The organism is Streptomyces sp. NRRL B-3229, from assembly GCF_000719505.1.
GTDB classification, from domain to species: Bacteria; Actinomycetota; Actinomycetes; order Streptomycetales; family Streptomycetaceae; genus Streptomyces; species Streptomyces griseorubiginosus.
On record NZ_JOGP01000006.1, the window covers coordinates 119178 to 143190 of the forward strand.

Sequence of the window (24013 nt, forward strand, 5' to 3'; positions counted from 1 at the left end):
GGTTCTTTGACAACTCAAGAGAGGAAGGGTCAGCCCAGGTCGATCTCGGGGTAGAGCGGGAAGCCGGCCACGAGCTCGGTGGCCCGGTGGGAGATCTCGTCCGCGACCTTCGCGTCGAGGATGTGCGCGGCCTTGGAGGGGGCGCCCGACTTGGTGGTGCCGGCCTCGGTGGTGGTGAGGACGCGGTCGATGAGACCGGCGACCTCGTCCATCTCGGCGGTGCCGAGGCCCCGGGTGGTCAGGGCCGGGGTGCCGATGCGGATGCCGGAGGTGTACCAGGCACCGTTCGGGTCGGCCGGGATCGCGTTGCGGTTGGTGACGATGCCCGACTCCAGCAGGGCGGCCTCGGCCTGGCGGCCGGTGAGGCCGTAGGACGTGGAGACGTCGATCAGGTTGAGATGGTTGTCGGTGCCGCCGGTGACCAGGGTGGCACCGCGGCGCATCAGGCCCTCGGCCAGGGCGCGGGAGTTGTCGACGATGCGCTGGGCGTAGTCCTGGAAGGAGGGCTGACGCGCCTCGGCGAGGGCGACGGCCTTGGCGGCCATGACGTGCGGGAGCGGGCCGCCGAGGACCATCGGGCAGCCGCGGTCGACCTGGTCCTTGAGGGAGTCGTCGCACAGCACCATGCCGCCGCGCGGGCCCCGCAGTGACTTGTGGGTGGTGGTGGTGACGATCTGGGCGTGCGGGACCGGGTCGAAGTCATCGGTGAGGACCTTGCCGGCGACGAGACCGGCGAAGTGGGCCATGTCGACCATGAGGGTCGCGCCGACCTCGTCGGCGATCTCCCGCATGATCCGGAAGTTCACCAGGCGGGGGTAGGCCGAGTAACCGGCCACGATGATGAGCGGCTTGAACTCACGGGCCGAGGCGCGCAGGGCCTCGTAGTCGACGAGGCCGGTGGCCGGGTCGGTGCCGTAGGAGCGCTGGTCGAACATCTTGCCGGAGATGTTCGGGCGGAAGCCGTGGGTGAGGTGGCCGCCGGCGTCCAGGGACATGCCGAGCATGCGCTGGTTGCCGAAGGCCTGGCGGAGTTCGGCCCAGTCGGCGTCGGAAAGGTCGTTGACCTGGCGGGCGCCGGCCTTCTCGAGGGCGGGGACCTCCACGCGCTGGGCGAGGACGGACCAGAAGGCGACGAGGTTGGCGTCGATGCCGGAGTGCGGCTGGACGTAGGCGTGGCGGGCGCCGAAGAGCTCCTTGGCGTGTTCGGCGGCCAGGGACTCGACGGTGTCGACGTTGCGACAGCCGGCGTAGAAGCGGCGGCCGACGGTGCCCTCGGCGTACTTGTCGCTGAACCAGTTGCCCATCGCGAGGAGGGTGGCCGGGGAGGCGTAGTTCTCGGAGGCGATCAGCTTGAGCATCTCGCGCTGGTCGTGGACCTCCTGGCCGATGGCGTCGGCGACGCGCGGCTCGACGGCGCGGATCACGTCGAGGGCGGCGCGGAAGGCCGTGGACTCGGGGGACAGGGGCTGCTGCTCTGACATGGCGGCCTCCGGGCTGCGTGGCTTGAAGCGGTCACGGATCACGGTTCGGCCCAGGCGCACGGCACTTGGTCACTCGCAGGCCGCTCCCCGATGGTCCGTCCCATCCCAGCGCGCCAGTCACGGCCTGTCGGCCAGCCTACCGGGCAGGCGGAACGGCTCCGGGCCTGCGTCCACCATGCGAACGACGGCAGCGAGGCCCGGCGATGCGCGCGGTTCTCGCTGCCGTGGCGGTGGACGACGTCAGAACAGCAGGTCGGCCAGGCGGTCGACCTGGTCGGGGTCCGGGGCCCAGCAGTAGAGCATCACCTCGTCGGCACCGATGCCGAAGTAGGCGTCGGTGGTCTCGCGGATCTGCTGCGGGGTGGTGAGGAGACCGGCCTCCATGTACTCCACGTGGCCGCTGAAGGCGTAGTAGTCGCGGAGGTTGCGGCGGGCCCGGTCGAGGGTCGTCTCAGGGCCCAGGGCGACGTTCGCCTGGGCGACCAGACGGGGGCGGCCGAGGCGGTCGTGCTTCTGCCAGGCCGTGGTGGCGTCGCGGAACAGGTTGGCCATGAAGGAGGGCGGCAGGGCGGCGCCGAGGAAGCCGTCTCCGAAGCGGCCGACCCGTTCGAGGGCGGCGGGGGCGAACCCGCCGAACAGGACCTCCGGACCGCCCTGCGTCACGGGGGCAGGGCCGATGGGGCCGACCCCCTCGCCGTACGGCTCACCGGACCAGGTGCGGCGCAGCAGGGTCATCTGTTCGTCGAGGCGGCGGCCCCGGCGGTGGAGATCGATGCCGGCGGCCAGGCAGTCGTCCTCCCGGCCGCCGACGCCGATGCCGAGGGTGAAGCGTCCGCCGGAGAGCCGGTCCAGCGTGGCGGTCTGCTTGGCGAGCAGCGCGGTGTTGTGGAGCGGGGCGAGGAGCACCTCGGTCTGGACGCGGATGCGGGAAGTCGCGCCTGCCAGGGTGGCGAGGGTGACTAGGGGCTCGGGGTTGTCGTAGACGAGGCGGTCCAGCAGGCCGAGGGTGCGGAAGGGGCCGGTGTCGGCGCGTCGGGCCCAGGTGAGCAGCTGGGCGGGGTCGTCGATGGGCAGGCCGAGGCCGATGTTCATGGGAGTGTCCTCCGGAGGGCGTACGGGATCCGCCGGTCGGCCGGATCCGGTGCCGCCCCTCCGTGACACCGCGCGCTGTGCGCGGGCCTGCTCTCGTTCTGCGGCGATGGTTCTGGAGAGCGTGTGCTTCAGAGTGCGACGAACGTAGCGCGAGGGGGCGCGGGGCGACAACGCATTTCCTGGCGGGCCCGGGCGAGGCCAGGGCCGGGCGGGAGCGGGGGCGGGAGCGGGGGCGGGGGCACTGTCACCGTCTCCTGCGGCCGCCTTCATCACCGGCGCCCATCCAGCAGTTCCCGGAAGCGGCCCCACCCCCGCGTACGCCCCCGATGCCCCCGCCGATGGCACCGTCCGCTCAGACGAACCGCCTGCTCAGACCAACCGTCCGCTCAACGGATCACATGCGGCAGGAAGCGTGCGTACTCGTCCGTGACCAACCCCGAGGACTCACGGATGCCCAGGCCCGCCGACTCGCCCTCGACGACCCACGCGCCCAGGACGACGCGGTTGCCGTCGAAGTCGGGCAGGGGGGCCAGTTCCTGGTAGCAGCAGGCCTCTTCGCGGAGGGGTGAGGTCGTGTCGGGTTCGTGGATCGTGACTCCGGCGCCCTCACGGCCCAGCAGGGGCTTGGCGACGTAGCCGGTGGTGGTGGCCAGGTCCCGGGGGCCGTCGAGATAGGCGGGGAGGAGGTGGGGGTGGTCCGGGTACAGCTCCCAGAGGATGGCCAGCAGCGCCTTGTTGCTGAGGAGCATCTTCCAGGCGGGTTCGATCCACAGGGTGCTGCCGGTGCCGCCGCCGTTGTCGAGGGTGTCGAGGACGTGGTCGGCGAAGCGGTCGGTGGTGAGCCACTCCCAGGGGTAGAGCTTGAAGCAGCTGCGGATGAACCGGAGTTGGTTGTCGACGAAGCGTCCGGAGAGCGGGTCCCAGCCGATCTCCTCCATCGAGATCCAGTCGGTGGTGACGCCGGCTTGCTCGGCGGTCTCCTTGAGGTAGGCGACCGTCATGAGGTCCTCGCCGAGTTCGTCGGCGGAGGAGTGCGCGAAGTACAGGGGGCTGCCGGGCGGGAGGAGGGCGGCCTGCTTCTTCCAGGCGGCGACGAGGCGTTCGTGGAGGGAGTTCCACTGGTCGGCGTCCGGGAAGAGCTCCTCCATCCAGAACCACTGGGGCGAGGCGGCCTCGACGAGGGACGTGGGGGTGTCGGCGTTGTACTCCAGGAGTTTGGCCGGACCGTCGCCGTCGTAACGGAGGTCGAAGCGGCCGTAGACGGAGGGGAGTTCAGCACGCCGGTGCCAGGCCTCCGCGACCGCTTCGGCCACGCGGGGGTCGGTGATGCCGAGGTCGGCGAAGCGGTTCGCGGTGACGATGTGGTCGGCGGCCGTGAGACACATGCGGTGGAGGTCTTCGACGACATCCTCCAGCGCCTCGACCTCGCGGAGCGTGAAGGAGTAGTAGGCGCTCTCGTCCCAGTACGGCCGCAGGGAGTCGTCGGGGTGGCGGGTGAGCGGGTAGATCAGCCCCTGGGCTTCCACGGTCTGCTGCCATCCCGGGCGGGGGGTGATGGTGTGTCGGCGCATGGTGATCGGCCCTCAGCCGCCGGAGCTGCCCTTGCCGGTACCACCGTCGCCGTCGCCGCCTCCGCTGCCGAAGCCGCCGCGGTCGACCCCGCTGCCCCCACTGCCCCCGCTGCTCGACGAACTGCCGGATCCCTTGGACTTCTTGGTGAAGGAGCCGCCCGAGACCCAGCTGCCCTTCTTCTTGCCTCCGTAGTAGTAGGTGCCCCGGACGGAGGTGGAGGACTTGCAGTTCTTGTCGGCGACGACCTGGTAGCCCTTGCCGAGGGTGTAGCTGTCCCGGTCGACGCAGCGTTTGTCTGGGTCGGAGGAGCAGGCGGTGAGGGCCGCGGCGAGCAGTCCCACACCGCCGAGTGCGATGGTGCCGGAGCGAAGTTGTCGGCGTGCGTCCGCCATGTCCGTGTCTCCCCGTCGATCAGGCCGTGTGTCCGGTGTGCGTGTGTGGCGGACAGCTTAGAGATCAGTAAGAGCCCGCTCGAAAGCAGCCCGCCCTTCGCCTCCTCCCCTAAGGTCACTTCGTGCTCTTTGGAATGGTGTGCGCCCTCGGGGCCTCGGTCTGCTTCGGGACGGCCACCGTGTTGCAGGCGATGGCAGCGCGAACCGCGGATGCGGGAGGCGGTGACGGCGAGGGGTCGGCGTTCGCGGTGACGCTGTTCCTGCGGGCGGTGCGGCAGTGGCGTTATCTGGCGGGACTGGCGTTGGACGGGCTGGGGTTCCTGCTCCAGATCGCCGCGTTGCGGTCGGTCCCGATCTACGCGGTGGGCGCGGCGCTCGCGTCGAGTCTCGCGGTGACCGCGGTGGTCTCGGCGCGGCTGCTGAAGGTCCGGCTGAGCGGGGCCGAGTGGGGTGCGGTCGGAGTGGTGTGCGCGGGGATGGCGCTGCTGGGGATCGCGTCCGGGACCGAGGGGGACCGTGGCGGGCCGTCGGCCCTGGGGTACGCGATGCTCGCGACGGCACTGGCGGTGCTGGCGCTGGCGCTGCTGGGCGGACGACTGCCGGAGCGGGGGCGGCCGTTGGCGCTCGGGCTGGGGGCCGGGTTCGGGTTCGGGGTCGTGGAGGTGTCGGTCCGGCTGATCGACTCGCTGGCGCCGTCGGATCTGGCGACCAACCCGGCGACCTACGCGCTCCTCGTCGGCGGGGGTGCGGCCTTTCTGTCGCTGACGTCGGCGCTCCAGCGGGGTTCGGTGACCACGGCGACCGCCGGGATGGTGATCGGGGAGACGATCGGGCCCGCCCTGGTGGGGGTGGTGTGGCTCGGGGACCGCACGCGGGAGGGGCTGGCGTGGGTGGCTGTCCTGGGCTTCGTGGTCGCCGTGGCGGGGGCGTTGGCGCTGGCCAGGTTCGGGGAGGCGCCGGTGAATGCCGACCGGGACGCAATCCCGTGAGCGGGCCGCACTATTCGGGTAGGGCCGCGCACAGCGCTTCCAGCGCTCCCGACCAGGCGTGGTCCGGCGGGGTCCCGTAGCCCACGACGAGGGCGTCGTCCTGCTCGCCGCCGGCCTCGGGGTGTCGGAACCGGTGCAGTCCGTGGACGGCGAGGCCGTGCCAGGCGGCTGCCCGCAACGCCTGTTGTTCGGTGCCCGGGGGCAGCCGCAGCACCACATGCAGACCGGCCGCGATCCCGGTGGCGCGGACCTTCGGGGCCCGGCGGGCGAGCTCGGCGACCAGGGCGTCACGGCGGCGCCGGTACCGCAGCCGGGCGGCGCGCACATGACGGTCGTAGGCGCCGGAGGTCAGGAACTCGGCGAGGGTCAGCTGGTCGAGGGAGCCGCAGGCGTCGATGCCGCCCTTGGCCCGCAGGACCTCCGTCATGAGGTGGGGCGGCAGCACCAGCCAGCCCAGCCGGAGTGCCGGTGCGAGGGACTTGCTGGCCGTGCCCGCGTAGACGACGTGGTCGGGGTCCAGGCCCTGGAGGGCGCCCACGGGCTGGCGGTCGTAGCGGAACTCCCCGTCGTAGTCGTCCTCGACGACCAGCCCTCCGGTGCGGCGGGCCCAGTCGACCACGGCCGCTCGCCGGTCGCGGTGCAGGGTGCCGCCCAACGGGAACTGGTGCGCGGGGGTGAGCAGCACCGCGTCCTCGTCGGTCAACCGGCCCGGGTCGGTACCGCGTTCGTCGAAGGGCAGCGGGGTGGTGCGCAGACCGGCGGCCGCGAGCAGGTTCCAGTGCACATCGAGGCCGTACGACTCCACGGCCACCGTGTGTGCGCCGCGGGCCCGCAGCAGGGCGCCGAGGAGGCGCAGGCCGTACGAGAACCCGGCACAGACCACGATGCGGTCGGGGTCGGCGCGGACCCCGCGGGCGCGGGCCAGGTAGTCGGCGAGGGCGGTGCGCAGTTCGACGCGGCCGCGTGGGTCGCCGTAGTCGAGGGCCTGGTAGGGGGCGGTGGCGAGGGCGCGGCGGGCGGCCTTGAGCCACTCCCCGCGCGGGAAGGAGGCGAGGTCGGGGGTGCCGGGGATCAGGTTGTACAGGGGCCGGGGTGCGGGCGGTAGGGGGAGCCCGGGGGCGCGTCGGTGGACGGGCTCGGGCGCCCGGGACACGCCGGGGACACTCGGCCGGGAGCCAGGCCCGGCCAACGCACCGACGGCACCGACCCCGCCCACAGCACCGGCACCGGCACCGGCACCGGCACCCTCACCCGCACCAGCACCAGCACCAGCACCAGCACCAGCACCAGCACCAGCACCGTCATCGCCTCCTGCCCCCACCCCGGCCCCCCGGTCGGCCACCCGCGTGCCGGACCCCTGGCGGGCGTTGAGCCACCCCTCGGCGACCAGGTCGGCGTAGGCGTCGGCGACCGTGTTGCGGGCGATGCCCAGGTCGGCGGCGAGGGAGCGGGAGGAGGGCAGCCGGGTGCCGGGGGCGAGGCGGCCGGTGCGGACGGCCTCGCGCAGGGCGTCCGTGAGGCCGCGCCGGAGGCCGCCCCCGGCGGGTTCGAGATGCAGGTCGATGCCGAAAGTGGCCCAGGGTTTCGCCATGGAAGTGGACCATACCCCTGGGCTGCCTGGCTCCTAGGGTCGAGGCATGACCACAGAGGAGACCGCCCGCACCACCCGCCAAGAAGCCGCCCGCCGCTCCCCCGAGGAATCCGCCCGCCCCACCGCCGAGACCGCCCCCCGCCTGGCCTGGGCTCAGCACGCCCCCGAGGTCTACAAAGCGATGCTCCGCCTCGACACCGCCGCCCGTAAGGGTCTGGAGCCCCGGTTGCTGGAGCTGGTGAAGATCCGTGCCTCGCAGCTCAACCACTGTGCGTTCTGCCTCGACATGCACTCCAAGGACGCCCTCGCGGCCGGGGAGAGCGTCGAGCGGATCATCCAGCTCGGCGCATGGGAGGAGTCGCGGCACTTCTACACGGAGCAGGAGGTGGCGGCCCTCGCGCTGACCGACGCGGTCACCGTCCTCACCGACGGCTTCGTGCCGGACGAGGTGTACGACCACGCGGCCAAGCACTTCGAGGAGGCCGAGCTGGCCCAGCTGATCGCCGCGATCACGGTGATCAACGCGTGGAACCGGTTCGGTGTGACCTGCCGGATGGTGCCGGGCCACTACGAGGCGGGGAAGCACGAGTGAGCCGTACGGACGTCCTGGACCCCGAGGTCGCCCGCGCCCTGTCCGCACTCAGCGCGGCCGCGAAGAAGGGACTCGGTGATCCCGCCCTCGCCGAACTCGTCGTCGTCCGGGCCTCGCAGCTCAACCACTGCGCGTTCTGCCTCGACATGCATCTCACGATCGCGCGCGAACTCGGCGTGAGCGCACAGCAGTTGGACCTACTTGCCGCCTGGGAGGAGGCGGAGGGCGTCTTCGACGAGCGGGAGCGGGCCGCGCTCGCGCTGACCGAGGCGGTGACGGTGCTGACGGACCGCCGGGTGCCGGACGACGTGTACGAGAGGGCCGCGAAGCACTTCGGCGACCGTGAACTCGCCCATCTCATCGGCCTGGTCGTCGCCATCAACAACTGGAACCGGGTGATGGTCGGCCGCCGGATCCCGCCGGGGGGTCATCAGCCGTGACGTCGGACAAGGTGGAGCTCTTCCGCGCCCTGCACAGGAACAGGCTCCCGGGCGATCCGCTCGTCCTGCCCGGTCCCTGGGACGCGGTCAGCGCGCGGGTGCTGGAGGAGGCCGGGTTCCCGGCGCTCGCCACGCCCAGTGCGGGAATCGCAGCCGCGCTCGGCCACCAGGACGGGTCCACGCCGGCCGACGAGATGTTCGCGGCGGTGGCGCGCATTTCCGGGGCCGTGGACATCCCCGTGTCGGCGGACGTGGAGGGTGGATACGGGCTGGCACCCAAGGAGTTGGTGGAGCGCCTGCTGGAGGCGGGCGCCGTGGGCTGCAACCTGGAGGACTCCCACCAGAGGGTGCTCAAGGACCCGCGTGAGCACGCCGAGTGGCTGGCCGAGGTGCGGTACGCGGCCGGGGACCGGCTGTTCGTCAACGCGCGCGTGGACACGTTCGCCTACGGCGACGGTGATCCCGCTCGGGCGATCGAGCGGGCGGCGCTGTATGTCGCCGCGGGCGCCGACTGCGTGTATCCGATCGGCGCCCCGCCCGGCGTACTGCCCCTGCTGCGGTCCGGGATCCTGGGGCCGCTCAATGTGTTCGGGCGTCTGGACGGCGAGGGCCCCTCGCCCACCGCGCTCGGTGAACTCGGGGCCACGCGCGTCACCTTCGGGCCGGGCCTGCAACGGCGGGCCGCCTTGGCGCTCCAGGGGATCGCCGGCGAGCTCAGGCTCTGACAGTGATCAGGACAGCCACGCCTTCCATGTGGACTTGTGGCTGTCCACCCACTTCTTCGCCGCGTCCTCCGGCGTCATCTTCTGGTCGGCGATCATCAGGGAGACCTCGTTCTGGTCCTCGGTCGTCCACTTGAACTTCTTCAGGAAGGCCGCCGCCTTGCCGCCGGACTTGGCGAAGTCCGTGTTGAGGTACTTCTGGAGCGGGGTGTGCGGATAGGCGCAGGTGATCTTCGCCGGGTCCGCGTCGCAGCCCTCCTTGTAGGGGGGCAGCTTGACCTCGGTCATGGGGACCTTCTTGAACAGCCACTGGGGGGCGTACCAGTAGGTCAGGAAGGGCTTCTTCTCCTTGGCGAACTGCCGGATCTGGGTGATCTGCGCGGCCTCGGAGCCGGCGAACACCACCTGGTAGTCCAGCTTGAGGTTCTTCACCAGCGCCTTGTCGTTGGTGACGTAGGACGGGGAGCCGTCCATGAGCTGGCCCTTGCCGCCGCTCTCCGCGGTACGCAGCTGGGAGGCGTACTTGTTGAGGTTCTTCCAGTTGGTGACGTCCGGGTGCTGCTTGGCGAAGTACGTCGGGACGAACCAGCCGATGTGCCCGGTCACCCCGAGCCCGCCGCCCGGCGTGATGGTCTTCTTGTCCTTGACGTACCGCTGTTCCTGCTCGGGGTGGCCCCAGTCCTCCAGGATGGCGTCGACCCGGCCCTGGCTGAGCGCGTCCCAGGCGGGCACCTCGTCGACCTGGACGGTGTCGACGCGGTAGCCGAGCTGGTGCTCCAGGAGGTACTGGGCGACGGCCACGTTGGCCTGTGCGCCGACCCAGGACTGCACGGACAGGGTCACGCTCTTGGAGCCGTGGGCGTTGGCGAACGGCGAGGCCTGCTTGGTCATGTCGGCGGCACCGCAGCCGGTGAGCAGCAGCAGGGATCCGGCGGCGGCGAGTGTACGGACGCGCATGTCAGGCTCCCTTCCCCGTACGGCGTTCGGTCGGCTGGGTGACCCGGTCGAGCATCAGGCCGAGGCAGACGATGGCGGCACCGGCGACAAGGCCGGTGGCCAGGTCGCCCTGGGCCAGGCCGAAGACGGTGTCGTAGCCGAGCGCGCCACCGCCGACGAGGCCGCCGATGACGACGACGGCGAGGACCAGGACCACGCCCTGGTTGACGGCGAGCAGCAGCGCGGGCCGGGCGAGCGGGAGCTGGACCTGGCGCAGCTGCTGCCAGCTGGTCGCGCCGAGCGAGTGCGAGGACTCCATGGCGGCCGGGTCGACCTGGCGCAGGCCCTGGGTGGTGATGCGGACGACGGCGGGCAGGGCGTAGACGACGGCCGCCGCGGCGGCGGGTGCGCGGCCCACGCCGAACAGGGCCACGACCGGGATCAGGTACACGAACTGCGGCATCGTCTGGAAGACGTCCAGGACGGGCCGCAGCATCCGCTCGAAGCGGTCGCTGCGGGCCGCCGCGACCGCGATCGCGAAGCCCAGGACAAGAGTGACGGCGACGGCCGCGAGGACCTGCGAGAGCGTGTCCAGCGCGGGCGTCCACACCCCGAGGACGCCGATCGCGGCCATGGCGAGGACCGCGGTGAGGGCGGTGCGCCAGGTGCCGATCAGCCAGGACAGGGTGGCGACGACGAGCAGCACGGACCACCAGGGCAGCGCCTGGAGGCCGTCGCGGACCGGGTCGAGGATCCAGGTGGTGAAGTGGGCGGCCCAGTCGGCGGTGCCGCCGATGACGGGGACGCCGGAGTAGAGGTGGGCGGTCATCCAGTCGACGGCCCGGTTGACGGGCTCGGCGATGTTCAGGGTCCAGGCGTCGGGCCAGTCGAGCCCGCCGAGCAGCCGTCCGGCGACCGCCACGACGACGGCTCCCGCGAGGGCGTACGCCCAGGCGGCGCGCCCGCCGCCCTCGGCGCTGTCGTCGACCGCGCCGGCCGCGCCGGTGACCCGGTCGAGGACGACGGCCAGCAGCACGATCGGGATGCCGGCCGCGAGGGCGGCGCCCACGTCGACCGAGGCCAGAGCCTGGTAGACGCGGTCACCGAGGCCGCCGGCGCCGATCACGGACGCGATGACGGCCATCGACAGGGCCATCATGATCGTCTGGTTGAGGCCGAGCATGAGCTCCTTGCGGGCCAGCGGGATGCGGGCGGTCAGCAGCCGCTGGCGGGCGGTGGTGCCGAGCGACTCGACGGCTTCCAGGACACCCTTGTCCGCGCCCTGGAGGCCGAGCGCGGTGAGGCGGGCCATGGGCGGGGCGGCGTAGACGACGGTGGCGAGGACGGCGGCGGGCACGCCCATGCCGAACACCAGGACCACCGGGAGGAGGTAGGCGTAGGCGGGCATGACCTGCATGGTGTCCAGGACCGGCCGCAGAAGCTTGTCCATCCGGGGGGACAGTCCGGCGGCGAGCCCGAGCAGGGCGCCGACCAGGACCGAGGCGAGCACGGCGACGACCATCAGGGCGAGGGTCTGCATGGTGGGGACCCACATGCCGAGCAGACCGCAGGCGAGGAACGCGGCCGCGGTGCCCAGGGCGAGCCGCAGACCGGCGACCCGCCAGGCCACCAGGGCGCCGAGCGCGGTGACGCCGGCCCAGCCCGCGCCGAGCAGGACCACGTACACGGCGTGCACGGAGATCACGACGGCGTTGCTGAGGTAGCCGAAGAAGTAGAGGAACAGCGGGTGGCTGTCGCGGTTGTCGATGATCCAGTCGCTGGCGCTGCCGAGCGGCTTGGTGAGGTCGACAGTGAGGGCTGCGGGCCAACTGCCGCTCGCCCACTGCGCGTTGGCGAGCGGCACGAGGACCGCCGCGGCGAGGGCGATGAGCAGGATCTTGTGGACCGCACGGTGCCTGAGCAGATGGGTGGGCAGGGAGCGGGGCGTGGACGCGGTGACGGTAGCCATCAGACGGCCTCCTTGCGAAGCTCCGTTCCGGAGGTTCCGGAGCCTCCCTCGGAAGGCCGCGGTGCCGAGGATCCGTCACGGAGTTCCGTGCCGGCGACCACGCCGAGCAGCCGCTCGTGGTCGACGACACCCAGGCAGCGGCCCCGCTCGACGACGCACGCCGGGCCACCGCGCTCGGCGACCACCTTGATGGCGTCGGCGACGACGGCGTCGGGGGCGAGGGCGCCCGGGTGCGTCGGGCCCGCGCAGCCGCCGGGCTTCATGGCCCTGCGGACCGTCATGACCTGCTCGCGCGGCACGTCCCGGACGAACTCGCGGACATAGCCGTCGGCCGGGGAGCCGACGATCTCCTCCGGGGTGCCCAGCTGGACGACCTTGCCGTCCCGCATCAGGGCGATGCGGTCCCCGAGCTTGAGGGCCTCGCTCAGGTCGTGCGTGATGAAGACCATCGTGCGGCCCTCCTCGCGGTGCAGGCGCACGACCTCCTCCTGCATGTCCCGCCGGATCAGCGGGTCGAGCGCGCTGAACGGCTCGTCGAAGAGGAGGACCTGCGGGTCCACCGCGAGCGCCCGCGCGAGGCCCACGCGCTGCTGCTGGCCGCCGGACAGCTGGGACGGCTTGCGCTGTTCCATGCCCTCCAGGCCGACCTTGACGACGACTTCGGCGGCCCGCGCCCGGCGCTCGGCCTTGCCGACGCCCTGGACCTCCAGGCCGTACGCCACGTTGTCGAGGACCGTGCGGTGCGGGAGGAGGCCGAAGTGCTGGAAGACCATCGCGGCGCGGTGGCGGCGCAGTTCACGCAGGCGGGACTTGTCCATCGCGCGGACGTCCTCGCCGTCGATGCAGATGGTGCCCGCGGTCGGCTCGATGAGCCGGGTCAGACAGCGCACCAGCGTGGACTTGCCGGAGCCGGACAGGCCCATGACGACGAAGACCTCGCCCTTGCGGACGTCGAAGCTCACATCGCGGACGGCGGCCGTGCAGCCGGTCCGCTCGCGCAGGTCGGCGGGGTCGAGGGCCGCCAGTTCGGCGTCCTCTGGCACGAGGTCCGCCTTGGGGCCGAAGACCTTCCACAGGCCGTCGACGGAGAACACCGGGTTGTCGGTGGTCGGGGGCTTCTCCATGGTCGCGGTCGTACTCATCACGCACCACCTCCCAGCAGATCGACGGCTTTCTCACCGACCATGAGCACCCCGATCATGGGGTTCACGGCGGTCATGGTCGGGAACACGGACGCGTCGGCGATACGGATGCCGTCGAGGCCGCGGATCCTCAGTTCGGGGTCGACGACGGCCAGTTCGTCGTCGGCGGCACCCATGCGGCAGGTGCCGGCCGGGTGGTAGACGGTGTGCGCGACCTTGCGGGCGTACTCGCTCAGCTCCTCGTCATCGGTGATGTCGGGGCCGGGGCACACCTCCCGCTTGAGCCAGCCGGCGAGCGGTTCGGTCGCCGCGACCTCGCGGGCGATCTTGATGCCGTCGACGAGGGTGCGGCCGTCGTAGTCGTCCTCGTCGGTGAAGTAGCGGAAGTCGAGGGCCGGCTTGACCTCCGGGTCCGCGCTGGTGAGGTACAGGCGGCCGCGGCTCTTCGGCTTGGGGATGTTCGGGGTCATCGAGACGCCGTACACCGGGCGTTCGTAGCCGAGGCGTTCGGGGTTGTCGGTGAAGGGGACCTGGTAGAAGTGGAACATCAGGTCGGGGCCCGCGTGGTCGGGGTCGCGGCGCACGAACAGGCCCGCGTCGGAGTCCATCGCCGAGTTGTCGGGGATCGGGCCGTCGGTCTCCCAGACGATCACCGACTCGGGGTGGTCGAGGAGGTTCTCGCCGACGCCCGGCAGATCGTGCACGACGGGGATGCCGAGCGCTTCGAGGTCCTTGCGGGGGCCGATGCCGGAGTGCAGCAGCAGCCGGGGCGAGTCGACGGCGCCCGCGCACAGGACGACTTCACGGCGGGCCCTGATCAGGGTCTCCTCGCCGTCCTTGGACCGCACGTGCACGCCGTCCGCCCGCGTGCCGTCCAGTTCCAGCTTGTACGCCCAGGTCTCCAGCAGGATCGTGAGGTTGGGGCGCTCGTCCATCACCGGGTGCAGATACGCCACCGACGCCGAGGACCGCTTGTTGTTCTCGGGGTGGTAGGCCAGGTCGAAGAAGCCGGCGCCGTCGTCGAAGGGCTTCTTGTTGAAGCCCTCGACGCGCGGGACCTGGAGGGCCTTCTGGGCCGCGTCGACGAAGTCGCGGGCGATGGCGTTCCGGTCCTTCTCGTCGACCGGGACGATGTTGTTCTTCAGCCGGGCGTAGTACGCCTCCATCGGCACCGCGCCCCAGCCCTTGGCGCCGGCCTCCTCCCACTCGTCCCAGTCGGAGGGCAGCGGCTTGAAGGCGATCAGCGTGTTGTGGGAGGAGCAGCCGCCGAGGACCCGGGCGCGGCTGTGCCGGATGTGGGAGTTGCCGCGGGGCTGCTCGGTGGTGGGGTAGTCGTAGTCGAGTTCGCCGCCGAGCAGGCCCATCCAGCGGCGCAGCGTGAGGACGTCGTCCCGGCCGACGTCACTGGGGCCGCCCTCGATGACGGCGACGGTGACGTCGGGGTTCTCGGTGAGGCGGGAGGCTATGACGGAGCCTGCTGTGCCACCGCCTATGACGACGTAGTCGTACTCCTGTTTGAGATCGGACATGGGGGTACTCCAGTGAAGTCTTGAGGACGAAGAGAGCGGCGAGGAGAACGCCGGAGGGCGAGGGAGGGGCGCGCGTGGGCTCAGCCGGCGAACCAGCGGACCGGCTTGGGAGCCAGGTTCTGGTAGACGTGCTTGGTCTCGCGGTACTCGGCGAGGCCGGCGGGGCCGAGTTCGCGGCCCACCCCGCTCTTGCCGAAGCCGCCCCACTCCGCCTGCGGGAGGTAGGGGTGGAAGTCGTTGATCCAGACGGTGCCGTGGCGCAGGCGCCCCGCGACCCGGCGGGCGCGTCCGGCGTCGGCGGTCCAGACGGCTCCGGCGAGGCCGTACTCGGTGTCGTTGGCGAGGGCGATGGCCTCCTCCTCGGTGCGGAAGGTCTCCACGGTGAGGACGGGTCCGAAGACCTCCTCCCGCACGACCCGCATCTCGCGGTGGCAGCGGTCGAGGACGGTCGGCTCGTAGAAGTAGCCGTCGACGGGACGCTCGGGCGACGGCTCGGGGCGCTGGCCGCCGGAGCGCAGCACCGCGCCCTCCTCCAGCGCGGAGGCGACGTAGTCCTCGACCTTGGCGCGCTGCTGCTCGGAGACCAGCGGCCCGCACTCGACGCCGTCCTCGGTGCCGCGGCCGAGGCGGATCTTCGCGGCGCGGCGGGCGAGTTCGGCCACGAAGCGGTCCCGGACGGACTCCTCGACGATGAGACGGCCGCCCGCGGAGCAGACCTGGCCGCTGTGGATGAAGGCGGCGTTCAGGGCCTGGTCGACGGCGGTGTCGAAGCCCTCGGGGGTGGCGCAGGCGTCGGCGAAGACCACGTTGGGGTTCTTGCCGCCGAGTTCGAGGGCGACCTTCTTGACGGTGGGGGCGGCGGCCTGGGCGACCTTGATGCCGCTGACCAGACCGCCGGTGAAGGAGACCAGGTCCACGTCGGGGTGTTCGGCGAGCCGGGCGCCGACGGTGTGGCCGGGGCCGGTCACGATGTTGGCGACGCCTTCCGGCAGCCCCGCCTCGACCAGCAGCTCGATGAGCGCGATGGTCGTCATCGGGGTGATCTCGCTCGGCTTCACCACGAAGGTGTTGCCGGCCGCGAGCGCCGGGGCGATCTTCCAGCTGGCCTGGAGCAGCGGGTAGTTCCAGGGGGTGATCAGCGCGCACACACCGACGGGTTCGTGGACGACGACGCTGTGGATGTCGGTCGAGCCGGCGTCGACGACCCGGCCGGGCGCCTCGCCCGCGACGAGGTCGGCGAAGTAGCGGAAGGCGTCGGCGACGCAGTCGATGTCGACCCGGCCCTCCTCCACGGTCTTGCCCGCGTCCCGGCTCTCCAGCAGGCCGAGTTCTTCGCGGTCGCGTACGAGAAGATCGGCGACGCGGCGCAGCAGTGCGGCGCGTTCGGCGACGGGGGTGAGCGGCCAGGGGCCCTGTCCTGAGTCGAAGGCCTGGCGGGCGGCGGCGACCGCCAGATCGGTGTCCTTCTCGTCACCCTCGGCGACGACGGCGAACGGCCGGGCGTCGGCGGGGTCGAGGATGTCGCGGGTGGCTCCGGAGACGGCTGCGCGCCATTCGCCGCCCGCGTGGATGGTGTGCGGCTCGAGCCGCGCCTGCTGTCCGGCCATGATCGGTGTTGCCTTCCGTTCCTGTTCAGTGCCCCTGCGTCACACGCGTGTCACTCACCGGGACCGTCATCGCATGCCCCCGACCCTCGATTGCATGCGCAATCGGTGGCCGAAAGTGCCCTGGCTCACTGAACATGCGGACAAAAACGTACAAAAGTAGGCTGGACGTGCCTTTCGCGGAGGTGACGCCATGACACGGAGAGTGCTGACCGTCACGGCGGCGGGCGCGGCGCTCGTCGTGTCGTCGCTCCTCGGTCCGGGCGCCGCCACCGCTGCCGCTGCCGCTGCCGACGACCCGAGCGCACGCGATCTCGTCGACCAGGCGAAGAAGAACCTCCTCGACGCCGAGTCCGTCCGTCTGCGGCTGACGGACCACAGCACGGACACCCGCACCGGCCGGACCCAGCCGGTCTCGATGGACCTCGCCCTCGACCAGGACGGCAACTGCGCCGGGACACTGAGGATGGGAGCGGGCGGCGGCAGCGTGGAGATCGTCAAGCGGGGCGCCGAGGTATGGATGAAGCCCGACACCGCGTTCTGGAAGGCGCAGGTACCGGGCGGTCAGGGCGACGCGGTGGCCGAGCTCCTCAAGGACCGCTACCTCCACGGTTCCACGCACGACGCGATGCTGAGGGGCATGGCCGAAACCTGCGACCTGACCTCCTTCCAGAAGGAGATCACCGCGGACTCCTCCGACGCGCGCCGGCTGACGAAGGGGGCGCCGACGAAGGTCGACGGCACGGAGGTGATCCCGCTGAAGGGCACGTCGGACGGCAAACGGGTGGCCCTGTACGTCACGTCGGACACCCCGCACCGGCTGGTGCGGGCCACGCAGAAGGGCGGCGGGACCGACCTGGCGCTGTCCTTCTCGGACTACGGCAGGCCGGTCCCCTCGAAGACGCCGTCGGCCGGCGAGAGTGTGGACGTGAACAAGCTCCAGGACGAGTTGCGGAACGCGTGAGCCACGGGCACCGCCGGGGGTCGGTGAGCCACGCGCACCGCCGGAGGTCCCGGGGTCAGTCGATCGCCGCCGGGTCGCACGAGTAGGGCGCGCAGAATCCCTTCAACGCGCTGGTCAGGAGCTCCAGTTCGTCCTGGCCGCCGTTCTTGTCGAGGCCGTAGGCGGCGACCGCGTAGATGAGGCCGTCCTGTGCGACGAACCGCTCGTCGTAGACGTGCCAGGGGCCCAGGTCGGGCTCGCCGCTGAGGGTGTCGGCCACGTACTCCAGGCGCCGGCCGGTGAACCCGTCGTCGTCCACGGGCCGCAGGTCCAGCTTCTTGAAGCCGTCCGGCTTGGTGGTGTCGGCGGACAGGTACAGCGCGAAGGACTCCTCCGGGGAGCTCTCCGCGATCTGGTACACCTGGAGCCGCTGTTCGCCGTCCGGGCTGCGGTAGTTGACGACGTCGATGCCGAACTGGGACGGCACGGAGCTTCGCGACCAGCCCACCGGGCGGGCGATGCGGAAACCCTCGTCGTCCACGTACAGCTCGTATCCGTCGGGGAGTTGGGGCGCCGAGGCGAGCGGGGACGGGGACTCCCCGGTGGGCGAGGGGGTCGGCGAGTCCTCGGGCTCCCCCTGCTGCGAGACGACGTGCGTCGGCGTGGGGCTCCCGCCCCCGCCCTTGTCGTCCTTGTCACCGCCGCCGACCACCTGGGTCAGCACCAGGGCGGTGACGACCCCGACGGCGGCGGCTCCGACGAGCGCGGACCAGACGAGCCGGCGGTTCCTGGCGGCGGGCGCGGCAGGCGGGGCCACGGCCGTCTGCCCGCCGGTCGACCAGGACGACCCCGACCACTCGGCCGACGGCACAGTCCCGCCGCCGACCTGCTCGGCGGACGACCAGCCGCCGTCCGGGACCCCGGGCCCGTGCCAGGTGCTGCCGCCACCGCCTCCGGGCCAGCCGACGGGAGGGGAGGGCGGAGACGGGAGGGGGGAGGGCACGTCACCGGCCCGTCCGGGACCGGGCACGTCACCGGCCGCTCCGGGACCCGAACCCCATGCACCCGGCCCCGCCGCCGTCCCGGCCCCCGCCCCCGTGTCGTCCGGCCCGGCCGCCGGCGGCCATACCGGAGCCTGCGGCGGCACTGTCCCCGGCCTGGCCGGTGGTGGCGGTGGCGTGACCGGACCGGTCGCCGACGGCGGCGGAGTGACCGGACCCGTCGCCGTAGGACCGCCGTCCCCGTCCTCCCACCGCTGCGTCTCCTCGTTCCAGTACCGCACGCCCCCGCTCACGCTCTTCCCCTCGCCTCTGCCCCGGCCCGTGTCACAGCTCCGGTCACAGCCCCAGCAACCCCGCCACGGCCCCCGCCGAGGCGACCAGGCTCACCAGTGCCTGTGAATCGTCCAGCAGCGCCCGCAGACGTTCCCGGCGGGTCGGTCCCGCCTGGCCCGTCGTGACGAGCTCCTCCTCCGTCTCGGCCAGCGCGGTGTCCAGCGTGGCCGTCTCGTCCGTGGACCTCAGTCTCGTGAGGTCGGCGCGGAGTTCCCGTACGGCGGCGAGGAGCGCCTCGGCGTCCTCGTCCCGCCCGGGCGTGACCCCGTGGTGGCTCTCGGCACGCGCGTGGCTGCCGATGGCGAAGGTGCTGCCGTGCACCCCTCCGCTGATGCTGACGCCCGGTTCATCCGTTGCCATTGCTGCCGCTCCCCTTCTGCGAGTTCTGCGACGCGGTCCCCGAGGACGCGGTGGCGTACTTGCCCGCCGCGAACGTACTGCCGTGGACGCCGCCCTCGACATGCACCCCGCCGCTGCTGATGTTGACGATCTTCTGGACGAACTCGCCGGTCTGGTAGCCGGATTCGGCGAGCGCGGTGAGGACGCCGTGCGCGACCCGGTCCTGCACGCTGCGGAGATAGCGGTAGGCGTCCATCTCCTGGAAGGTGGACCCCTCGTCCATGGAGGCCAGTTCCCGCACCGAGAGCGCGGGGCCGTCCGGCAGCGCGCCCGCGTAGCCGCCGGTGAGCAGCTTCCACAGGTAGGCGACGCCCCTGCCGAGGGTGGCGAGGGAGCCGGCCGCGGAGCCCGGCACCCGGGCCATGGCCCAGACCGCCTTGCCGAGGACGTTGTTGTGACGGTAGTTGTGCGCCGCGCGGTCGGCGTCCTTGAAGTCCTCGCGCACCGGCAGCAGGACGTGCGGGGCGATCTCCAGCATGAGCATGCGGCCCTGGGTGTGGACGCGCACGAAGACCGTGACGACCAGCTCCTCCTCCCAGCCGCCGACGCGAATGCGCAGGAAGTGCCGCCGCTTCTCGGCGCCCTCCTCGACCGCCCGCGCCCGGTGCTCCTCGAAGGCCCCCGGGTGGTACGGCGCCTCCTCGCGCCGGCGCAGTCCCTCCGCGGGCAGGAACACGCACTCGTCGATCTCCAGCCAGCGCAGCCGGTCGCGGACCGTGTGTCCGGCGAACTCCGAGGGCAGCCGCAGCTGTTCGAGCAGCGGGCGGATCTTCTCCAGCACCGCGCGGTTGTTCAGCGGGAGCTGTTCCTTGGTCTCGTCGGGCCGCAGTTCGACGGCGAGCACCCACGTCTCGTAGGCGGCTCCGGCCCCGCAGAAGGGCCGCTTCTCGTGGTACATGACGAGCGGCGCGTGCTGTTCGAGCCGGATGCGTTCCTTCAGCCGCTGGAAGCGGGGTCCCTCCGCCCGTTCGGCGGGGTCGCCGGCCGCGTCCGGGAAGCGCTGCGGGGACAGTTCGGCGCTCACAGCCCGGGCGAACTGGCCGCGCTGGGCGGCCACACAGGCCGCGATCAGGGCGAGGACGACGATCACGAGCCAGGCCTGGAGGGGGTCGACGAGTCCGCCCGCCCGGCCGACGTCGGGGAACAGGAGGTCCGTCACGTCCGGCGAGTCGCCGTAGGAACCGCCGAAGTAGCCGTCGTCGTAGGAGGACGAGCCGCCGTAGGAGGACCCGTAGGCGGAATCGTCGTTCCCGCCGCCGAAGGCCAGGAAGAGGGTGGCGGCCAGGAAGACCGCGAAGCCGATCCGCCCCCACCAGCGGAACAGGAGGGCGGGCAGCCACCGGTACAGCGGCGGGTTGGCGCCCTTGCCGCGGACCCAGGGGGCGACGGCGAGCATGAGGCTGGGGACGAGGGCGAAGCCCAGGAGTCCGCCGGTGAGCGGCAGCCCGATCACCCAAAGGCCGATGATCGCCCCGGCCCACAGCAGCTCCTGGCGGCGGGCGCGCAGTGCGTGCGCGAGCACCCGGGCCGCGTCGAGGCCGAGCGAGGGCGCGACGATCCGCTGTTCGTTCAGGTGCAGCTGCTCGATGACCCGGTCGCGGTAACCGGAATCGAGGTAGGTGCCGGCGCAGAGGAGGCGGGTCGCCTCGCTGGCGTGCGGCGGTGTGACCGGACCCGGCGGTGCGGCCTGCGGTTGCCGAGGTACGGATGCAGTGGTCACGCGACTCCCCCGATGCGTGCAAAAGCTGTGCTGTTGTCGCTTGTTGACAAACCATCAGCATAGAGGTGCGGATGGGACCCGGAAACCGGAATGCCGGATTGATGGACTCCCCGACAATCCTTTGACTACAGTCAAAGGTTATGGACCCGGTGTCGACAGAGCAGGTGGCGGAGTTCCGCCGCTTCAACCGTTACTTCACCCGCCGTATCGGCGCGCTCGACGACCACTACCTCGGGCAGGACCGGCCGCTCGGCGAGGCGCGGCTGCTGTTCGAGATCGGCGAGGGGGTCTCGCTGCGCGAGCTCAGGGGCCGGCTCGGGCTGGACGCCGGCTATCTGAGCCGGATGACGAAGACCCTCCAGGCCCAGGGCCTGGTCCGGGTCAGCGTCCACCCGGGCGACAGCCGGCTGCGCGTGGTCGAGCTGACCCGTGCCGGACGGGTCGAGCTCGCGGAACAGAACCGCCGGGCCGACGCCCTCGCGGCCGGCCTGCTCGAAGGGCTCAGCGGCCCCCAGCGCGACCGCCTCACCGAGGCGATCGGCACCGCCCAGCGCCTGCTGCGCCTGGCCGGCATCACCGTGACCCGGGTCGACGGCGCCGCCCCGGACGCCCGCGCCTGTCTCGACGCCTACGCCGCCGACATCGACGCCCGCTTCCCGGAGGGCTTCGACCCGTCCGACCTGGTCCGCCCCGAGGAGGTCTCGGGGGACGCGGGCGCGTTCCTCGTGGCGTACGAGGAGGGCCGCCCCGTGGGCTGCGGAGCCCTGCGCCGACTGGGGCCGGGCATCGGCGAACTCCGCCACGTCTGGGTCCACCCGCACGCTCGCCGCCTGGGCCTGGCCCGCCGCCTCCTCACCGCTCTGGAGACGGAGGCCACCACGCGCGGCCTAGTCACCCTGCGCCTCGACACCCACGCCTCCCTCACCGAGGCCCGGGCGATGTACCGGGCGTGCGGCTACACGGAGATCCCGCCGTACAGCGACCACGTCTACGGCGACCACTGGTTCGAGAAGCGCCTGCGCCGTCCGGGCTCCTGACCCACCGTCAGGCCCGGTCGCCCAGCCACCCGGCTCTCCATCAGGCCCGGTTTCCCGGCCACTCGGCCAGCAGGTCCCGTACGGTCCGGCGCAGCCACGCGTGCGCCGGGTCGGCGTCGTGCCGCGGGTGCCAGGCCAGCCCCAGCCGCAGCGGGGGCAGCCGCAGCGGTACGTCGAAGGTGACCAGGTCGAGCGCGGTGGCGAGCGGCAGTGCCCAGGAGCCGACCAGGCCGACCAGGTCGGTGTCCCGGACGACGAAGAGGGAGGAGGGGAAGGTGGCGACGGCCGCCACCACCCGGCGCTCCAGCCCGAGCCCGGCGAGCGCCTCGTCCACCGGCCCGCGCAGCCTGCCCCGCCGGGACACGGTCAGATGCTCGGCCCCGGCGAACCGCTCCGCCGTCAACTCCCCCTCCAGCAAGGGATGCCCGGACCGTACGACCCCGACCATGCGGTCCTCGTGGAGCGCCTCCACATGCACCTCGGGCGCCACAGTGTCCACGACCCCCACCTCCAGATCGGCGGTCCCCTCCCGCAGGAACGGCACGTCCACATGGCTCTCGGCCAGGAACCGGATACGCACTCCGGGCGCCTCGGCGGCCGCCCGGCGCAGAAGGGACGCCCCGCAGGCCGCGGCGACGGTGTCGTGCCCGAGGATCGTGAACGTCCGCTCCACCGTGCGCAGATCGACGTCCCGCCCCGGCGCGAACAGCGCGCGGGCCCGCTCCACCACCGCGCTCACCTCGGCGCGTACGGCCAGCGCATGCGGGGTCGGCACCATCTGCCGCCCGGCGCGCACCAGCACGGGGTCGCCGAGCGCCTTGCGGATCCGGCCCAGGGTGCGGGACATCGCGGGCTCCGACAGATGCAGGCGCCGGGCGGCACCCCCGACGCTCTGCTCCTCCAGCAGGACGTCCAGGGCGACCAGCAGGTTCAGGTCCAGTTGCGTCACACGCATCGATTCCTTGCAAAGGTTGCACTGGAGTGCAGGACATCGCCGAGCCTACGGTGACAGGGCATCCCACACCACCGTCCCGCTCCCTGGAGGAGCCATGCCTTCGCCTGCCCTCGCTCCGACCCCGGCGGCCACCGCGCCGACCCTGAAACGCTCCACCCTGCTCTCCCTGTGCGCCTGCGTGCTGGTCGCCCAGAGCATGGTGGCCGCCATCAACCTCCTTATTCCGCAGCTGAGTTCGTCGTCGCTGCACCCCACCTCCAGCGAACTGCTGTGGACGGTCGACGCGTACGTCATCGTCTTCGCCTCGCTCCTCATCCCGGCCGGCGCCCTGGGCGACCGCCACGGCCACAAGGGCGCCCTGCTCACCGGCCTGGTCCTGTTCGCGGCGGGCGCCGCCACCAGCGCGCTGGCTCAGAGCCCGGGGCTCCTCGTGGCCGGCCGGGGCGTCTCCGGAGCCGGGGCCGCGCTGGTCACCCCGGCGACCATGTCGATCCTGATGCGTCTCGCGGGCCCGCAGGGGCGGGCCCGGGCGACGGCCTCATGGACCCTGGCGCTCGGAGTCGGCGGCATGCTGGGCAACCTGGGCGGCGGTCTGGTCGGCCAATTCCTCACCTGGCGCGCCCTGTTCGCGCTGATGGTCCCGCTGGCCGCGCTGCTCGCCGGCGCCGTGGCCGTCACCACCCCGCGCACGGAACGCGCCCCGCGGCAGCACCTCGCCCCGCTCGGCACCCTGTTGCTCACCGCGGGCCTGGTGGCCACCCTCTTCGGCATCATCGAGGGCCCCGTCCACGGCTGGACCTCACCGAGCATTCTGACCGCGTTCACGGCGGGCGCGGGCCTCGTCGCCGCGTTCACCGCACACTCCCTGCGCTCCCGGACCCCGCTCCTCGACCCGCGCCTGTTCGCCTCACCCCGGCTGCGCTCCACCACCCTCGGCATGGCGACCGGCTTCTTCGGCCTGTTCTCCCTCTTCTACGTCAACTCGCAGTACCTGCAAGGCGTGAAGGGTTACGGACCCGCCCTGACCGGGGTCGCGATCCTGCCGCTGATCGTCGGCATGGCGGTGCTGCCGAGACTGGCCGCCCGCTGGTCCGGCCGGCCCATGCCCGTCATCGCCGGCGGTCTCGCCCTGATCGGCCTCGGCCTGCTGGGCGCGTCCACCGTGGACGCCGGCACGCCCTACCCGCTGTACGCCTGCTGGCTGCTGGTCATCTCGGCCGGCACCGGGCTGTCCATGCCCGCGCTCACCCTGGGGGTCGCCACCGCGCTCCCCTCCGACCGGGCGGGCCTCGCCTCGGGCCTCGGCACCTCGGCCCGCGAGATCGGCGCGGCCCTCGGTGTCGCCGTCACCGGCACGATCCTGGCCGCCCACCACGATCTCGCGCACGGCATGGGCCCGGCCCTGCGCACGGTCGCGCTGCTGGTGCTGGCGGCCACCGGGCTGGTGATCGCCGGCCATCGCGAACGGTCCGGCGATTCGCGCACTATCGCGTTCGACGGGAAACGAGTACTATCGCGTCCTGCCCGCCGCTGAGCCGGTGGCTCCAACCGCCGCCGCCCGCGCCCCAGTTGAC

21 protein-coding genes and 1 riboswitch are annotated in these 24013 nt (G+C 72.2%); of the genes, 7 read left to right on the plus strand and 14 right to left on the minus strand.

Annotation, left to right across the window (positions count from 1 at the left end; all coding sequences use genetic code 11):
- Positions 1–29: 29 nt before the first annotated feature.
- The 4 genes from IF54_RS0110845 to IF54_RS0110860 all read right to left on the minus strand — a co-directional run bounded on the left by IF54_RS0110845 (position 30) and on the right by IF54_RS0110860 (position 4537).
- The gene (locus IF54_RS0110845) at positions 30–1481 is read right to left on the minus strand and encodes a glycine hydroxymethyltransferase (protein ID WP_030317021.1); all 1452 of its coding nucleotides are present in this window, start codon (positions 1479–1481) and stop codon (positions 30–32) included.
- A gap of 41 nt (positions 1482–1522) precedes the next feature.
- A riboswitch (ZMP/ZTP riboswitch) is annotated at positions 1523–1612 on the minus strand.
- A gap of 109 nt (positions 1613–1721) precedes the next feature.
- Positions 1722–2573 carry an LLM class flavin-dependent oxidoreductase gene (locus IF54_RS0110850; protein WP_030317024.1) on the minus strand — a complete coding sequence of 284 codons (852 nt, stop codon included), beginning with the start codon at positions 2571–2573 and terminating at the stop codon, positions 1722–1724.
- A gap of 386 nt (positions 2574–2959) precedes the next feature.
- Positions 2960–4144: a glutathionylspermidine synthase family protein gene (locus tag IF54_RS0110855; protein WP_030317026.1), complete on the minus strand. Its 1185-nt coding sequence runs from the start codon at positions 4142–4144 to the stop codon at positions 2960–2962.
- A 12-nt stretch (positions 4145–4156) separates the two neighbouring features.
- Entirely contained in the window at positions 4157–4537 is a 381-nt protein-coding gene (locus IF54_RS0110860; protein ID WP_030317028.1) for a hypothetical protein, read from the minus strand.
- 134 nt (positions 4538–4671) lie between these two features.
- Between IF54_RS0110860 and IF54_RS0110865 the strand changes: the two genes are divergently transcribed.
- Positions 4672–5526, plus strand: coding sequence for a hypothetical protein (locus IF54_RS0110865; protein ID WP_030317029.1), 855 nt, complete (start codon positions 4672–4674; stop codon positions 5524–5526).
- A gap of 10 nt (positions 5527–5536) precedes the next feature.
- Here IF54_RS0110865 and IF54_RS0110870 read toward each other — a convergent pair whose 3' ends face one another.
- Entirely contained in the window at positions 5537–7117 is a 1581-nt protein-coding gene (locus tag IF54_RS0110870; RefSeq protein ID WP_030317038.1) for a PLP-dependent aminotransferase family protein, read from the minus strand.
- Positions 7118–7163: 46 nt separating this feature from the next.
- Between IF54_RS0110870 and IF54_RS0110875 the strand changes: the two genes are divergently transcribed.
- From IF54_RS0110875 to IF54_RS0110885, 3 genes are read left to right on the plus strand one after another with little or no spacing between them, the layout of a single operon-like run.
- The gene (locus IF54_RS0110875; protein WP_030317040.1) at positions 7164–7709 is read left to right on the plus strand and encodes a carboxymuconolactone decarboxylase family protein; all 546 of its coding nucleotides are present in this window, start codon (positions 7164–7166) and stop codon (positions 7707–7709) included.
- On the plus strand, positions 7706–8149 hold the full coding sequence (locus tag IF54_RS0110880; RefSeq protein ID WP_030317041.1) for a carboxymuconolactone decarboxylase family protein: 444 nt from the start codon (positions 7706–7708) through the stop codon (positions 8147–8149). The genes IF54_RS0110875 and IF54_RS0110880 overlap by 4 nt, the downstream gene beginning before the upstream one ends.
- A complete protein-coding gene (locus tag IF54_RS0110885) occupies positions 8146–8874 on the plus strand; it encodes an isocitrate lyase/PEP mutase family protein (protein WP_030317043.1) in 729 nt (242 codons plus the stop codon). Before IF54_RS0110880 ends, IF54_RS0110885 begins: the two co-directional genes overlap by 4 nt.
- 6 nt (positions 8875–8880) lie before the next feature.
- Here IF54_RS0110885 and IF54_RS0110890 read toward each other — a convergent pair whose 3' ends face one another.
- The 5 genes from IF54_RS0110890 to IF54_RS0110910 form a co-directional block, all read right to left on the minus strand.
- Positions 8881–9828, minus strand: a complete 948-nt coding sequence (locus IF54_RS0110890) for an ABC transporter substrate-binding protein (RefSeq protein WP_030317050.1) — start codon at positions 9826–9828, stop codon at positions 8881–8883.
- A gap of 1 nt (position 9829) precedes the next feature.
- Positions 9830–11776, minus strand: coding sequence for an ABC transporter permease (locus tag IF54_RS0110895; protein WP_030317053.1), 1947 nt, complete (start codon positions 11774–11776; stop codon positions 9830–9832).
- Positions 11776–12918 (minus strand): quaternary amine ABC transporter ATP-binding protein, encoded by a 1143-nt coding sequence (locus tag IF54_RS0110900; RefSeq protein WP_030317056.1) that lies wholly within the window; start codon positions 12916–12918, stop codon positions 11776–11778. The genes IF54_RS0110895 and IF54_RS0110900 overlap by 1 nt, the downstream gene beginning before the upstream one ends.
- Complete coding sequence (locus IF54_RS0110905; RefSeq protein WP_030317057.1) at positions 12918–14447, minus strand: GMC family oxidoreductase; 1530 nt, start codon at positions 14445–14447, stop codon at positions 12918–12920. Before IF54_RS0110905 ends, IF54_RS0110900 begins: the two co-directional genes overlap by 1 nt.
- A gap of 80 nt (positions 14448–14527) precedes the next feature.
- The gene (locus IF54_RS0110910) at positions 14528–16054 is read right to left on the minus strand and encodes an aldehyde dehydrogenase family protein (RefSeq protein WP_030317066.1); all 1527 of its coding nucleotides are present in this window, start codon (positions 16052–16054) and stop codon (positions 14528–14530) included.
- Between the two features lie 190 nt (positions 16055–16244).
- On the opposite strand from IF54_RS0110910, the gene IF54_RS0110915 reads away from it, so the two are divergent.
- Positions 16245–17015, plus strand: a complete 771-nt coding sequence (locus tag IF54_RS0110915; protein ID WP_030317068.1) for a lipoprotein — start codon at positions 16245–16247, stop codon at positions 17013–17015.
- 55 nt (positions 17016–17070) lie between these two features.
- On the opposite strand, the gene IF54_RS0110920 is transcribed toward IF54_RS0110915, so the two are convergent.
- From IF54_RS0110920 to IF54_RS0110930, 3 genes are all read right to left on the minus strand, one after another.
- Positions 17071–18024 carry a hypothetical protein gene (locus IF54_RS0110920; RefSeq protein ID WP_078851935.1) on the minus strand — a complete coding sequence of 318 codons (954 nt, stop codon included), beginning with the start codon at positions 18022–18024 and terminating at the stop codon, positions 17071–17073.
- 307 nt (positions 18025–18331) lie between these two features.
- Complete coding sequence (locus IF54_RS0110925; RefSeq protein ID WP_030317072.1) at positions 18332–18688, minus strand: hypothetical protein; 357 nt, start codon at positions 18686–18688, stop codon at positions 18332–18334.
- The gene (locus IF54_RS0110930) at positions 18675–20447 is read right to left on the minus strand and encodes a hypothetical protein (RefSeq protein WP_030317075.1); all 1773 of its coding nucleotides are present in this window, start codon (positions 20445–20447) and stop codon (positions 18675–18677) included. Before IF54_RS0110930 ends, IF54_RS0110925 begins: the two co-directional genes overlap by 14 nt.
- Before the next feature lie 140 nt (positions 20448–20587).
- On the opposite strand from IF54_RS0110930, the gene IF54_RS0110935 reads away from it, so the two are divergent.
- Positions 20588–21484 (plus strand): bifunctional helix-turn-helix transcriptional regulator/GNAT family N-acetyltransferase, encoded by an 897-nt coding sequence (locus IF54_RS0110935; protein ID WP_030317077.1) that lies wholly within the window; start codon positions 20588–20590, stop codon positions 21482–21484.
- Between the two features lie 40 nt (positions 21485–21524).
- On the opposite strand, the gene IF54_RS0110940 is transcribed toward IF54_RS0110935, so the two are convergent.
- Positions 21525–22439, minus strand: a complete 915-nt coding sequence (locus IF54_RS0110940; RefSeq protein ID WP_030317078.1) for a LysR family transcriptional regulator — start codon at positions 22437–22439, stop codon at positions 21525–21527.
- A 94-nt stretch (positions 22440–22533) separates the two neighbouring features.
- On the opposite strand from IF54_RS0110940, the gene IF54_RS0110945 reads away from it, so the two are divergent.
- Positions 22534–23973, plus strand: coding sequence for an MFS transporter (locus tag IF54_RS0110945; RefSeq protein WP_051735397.1), 1440 nt, complete (start codon positions 22534–22536; stop codon positions 23971–23973).
- Positions 23974–24013 lie beyond the last annotated feature (40 nt).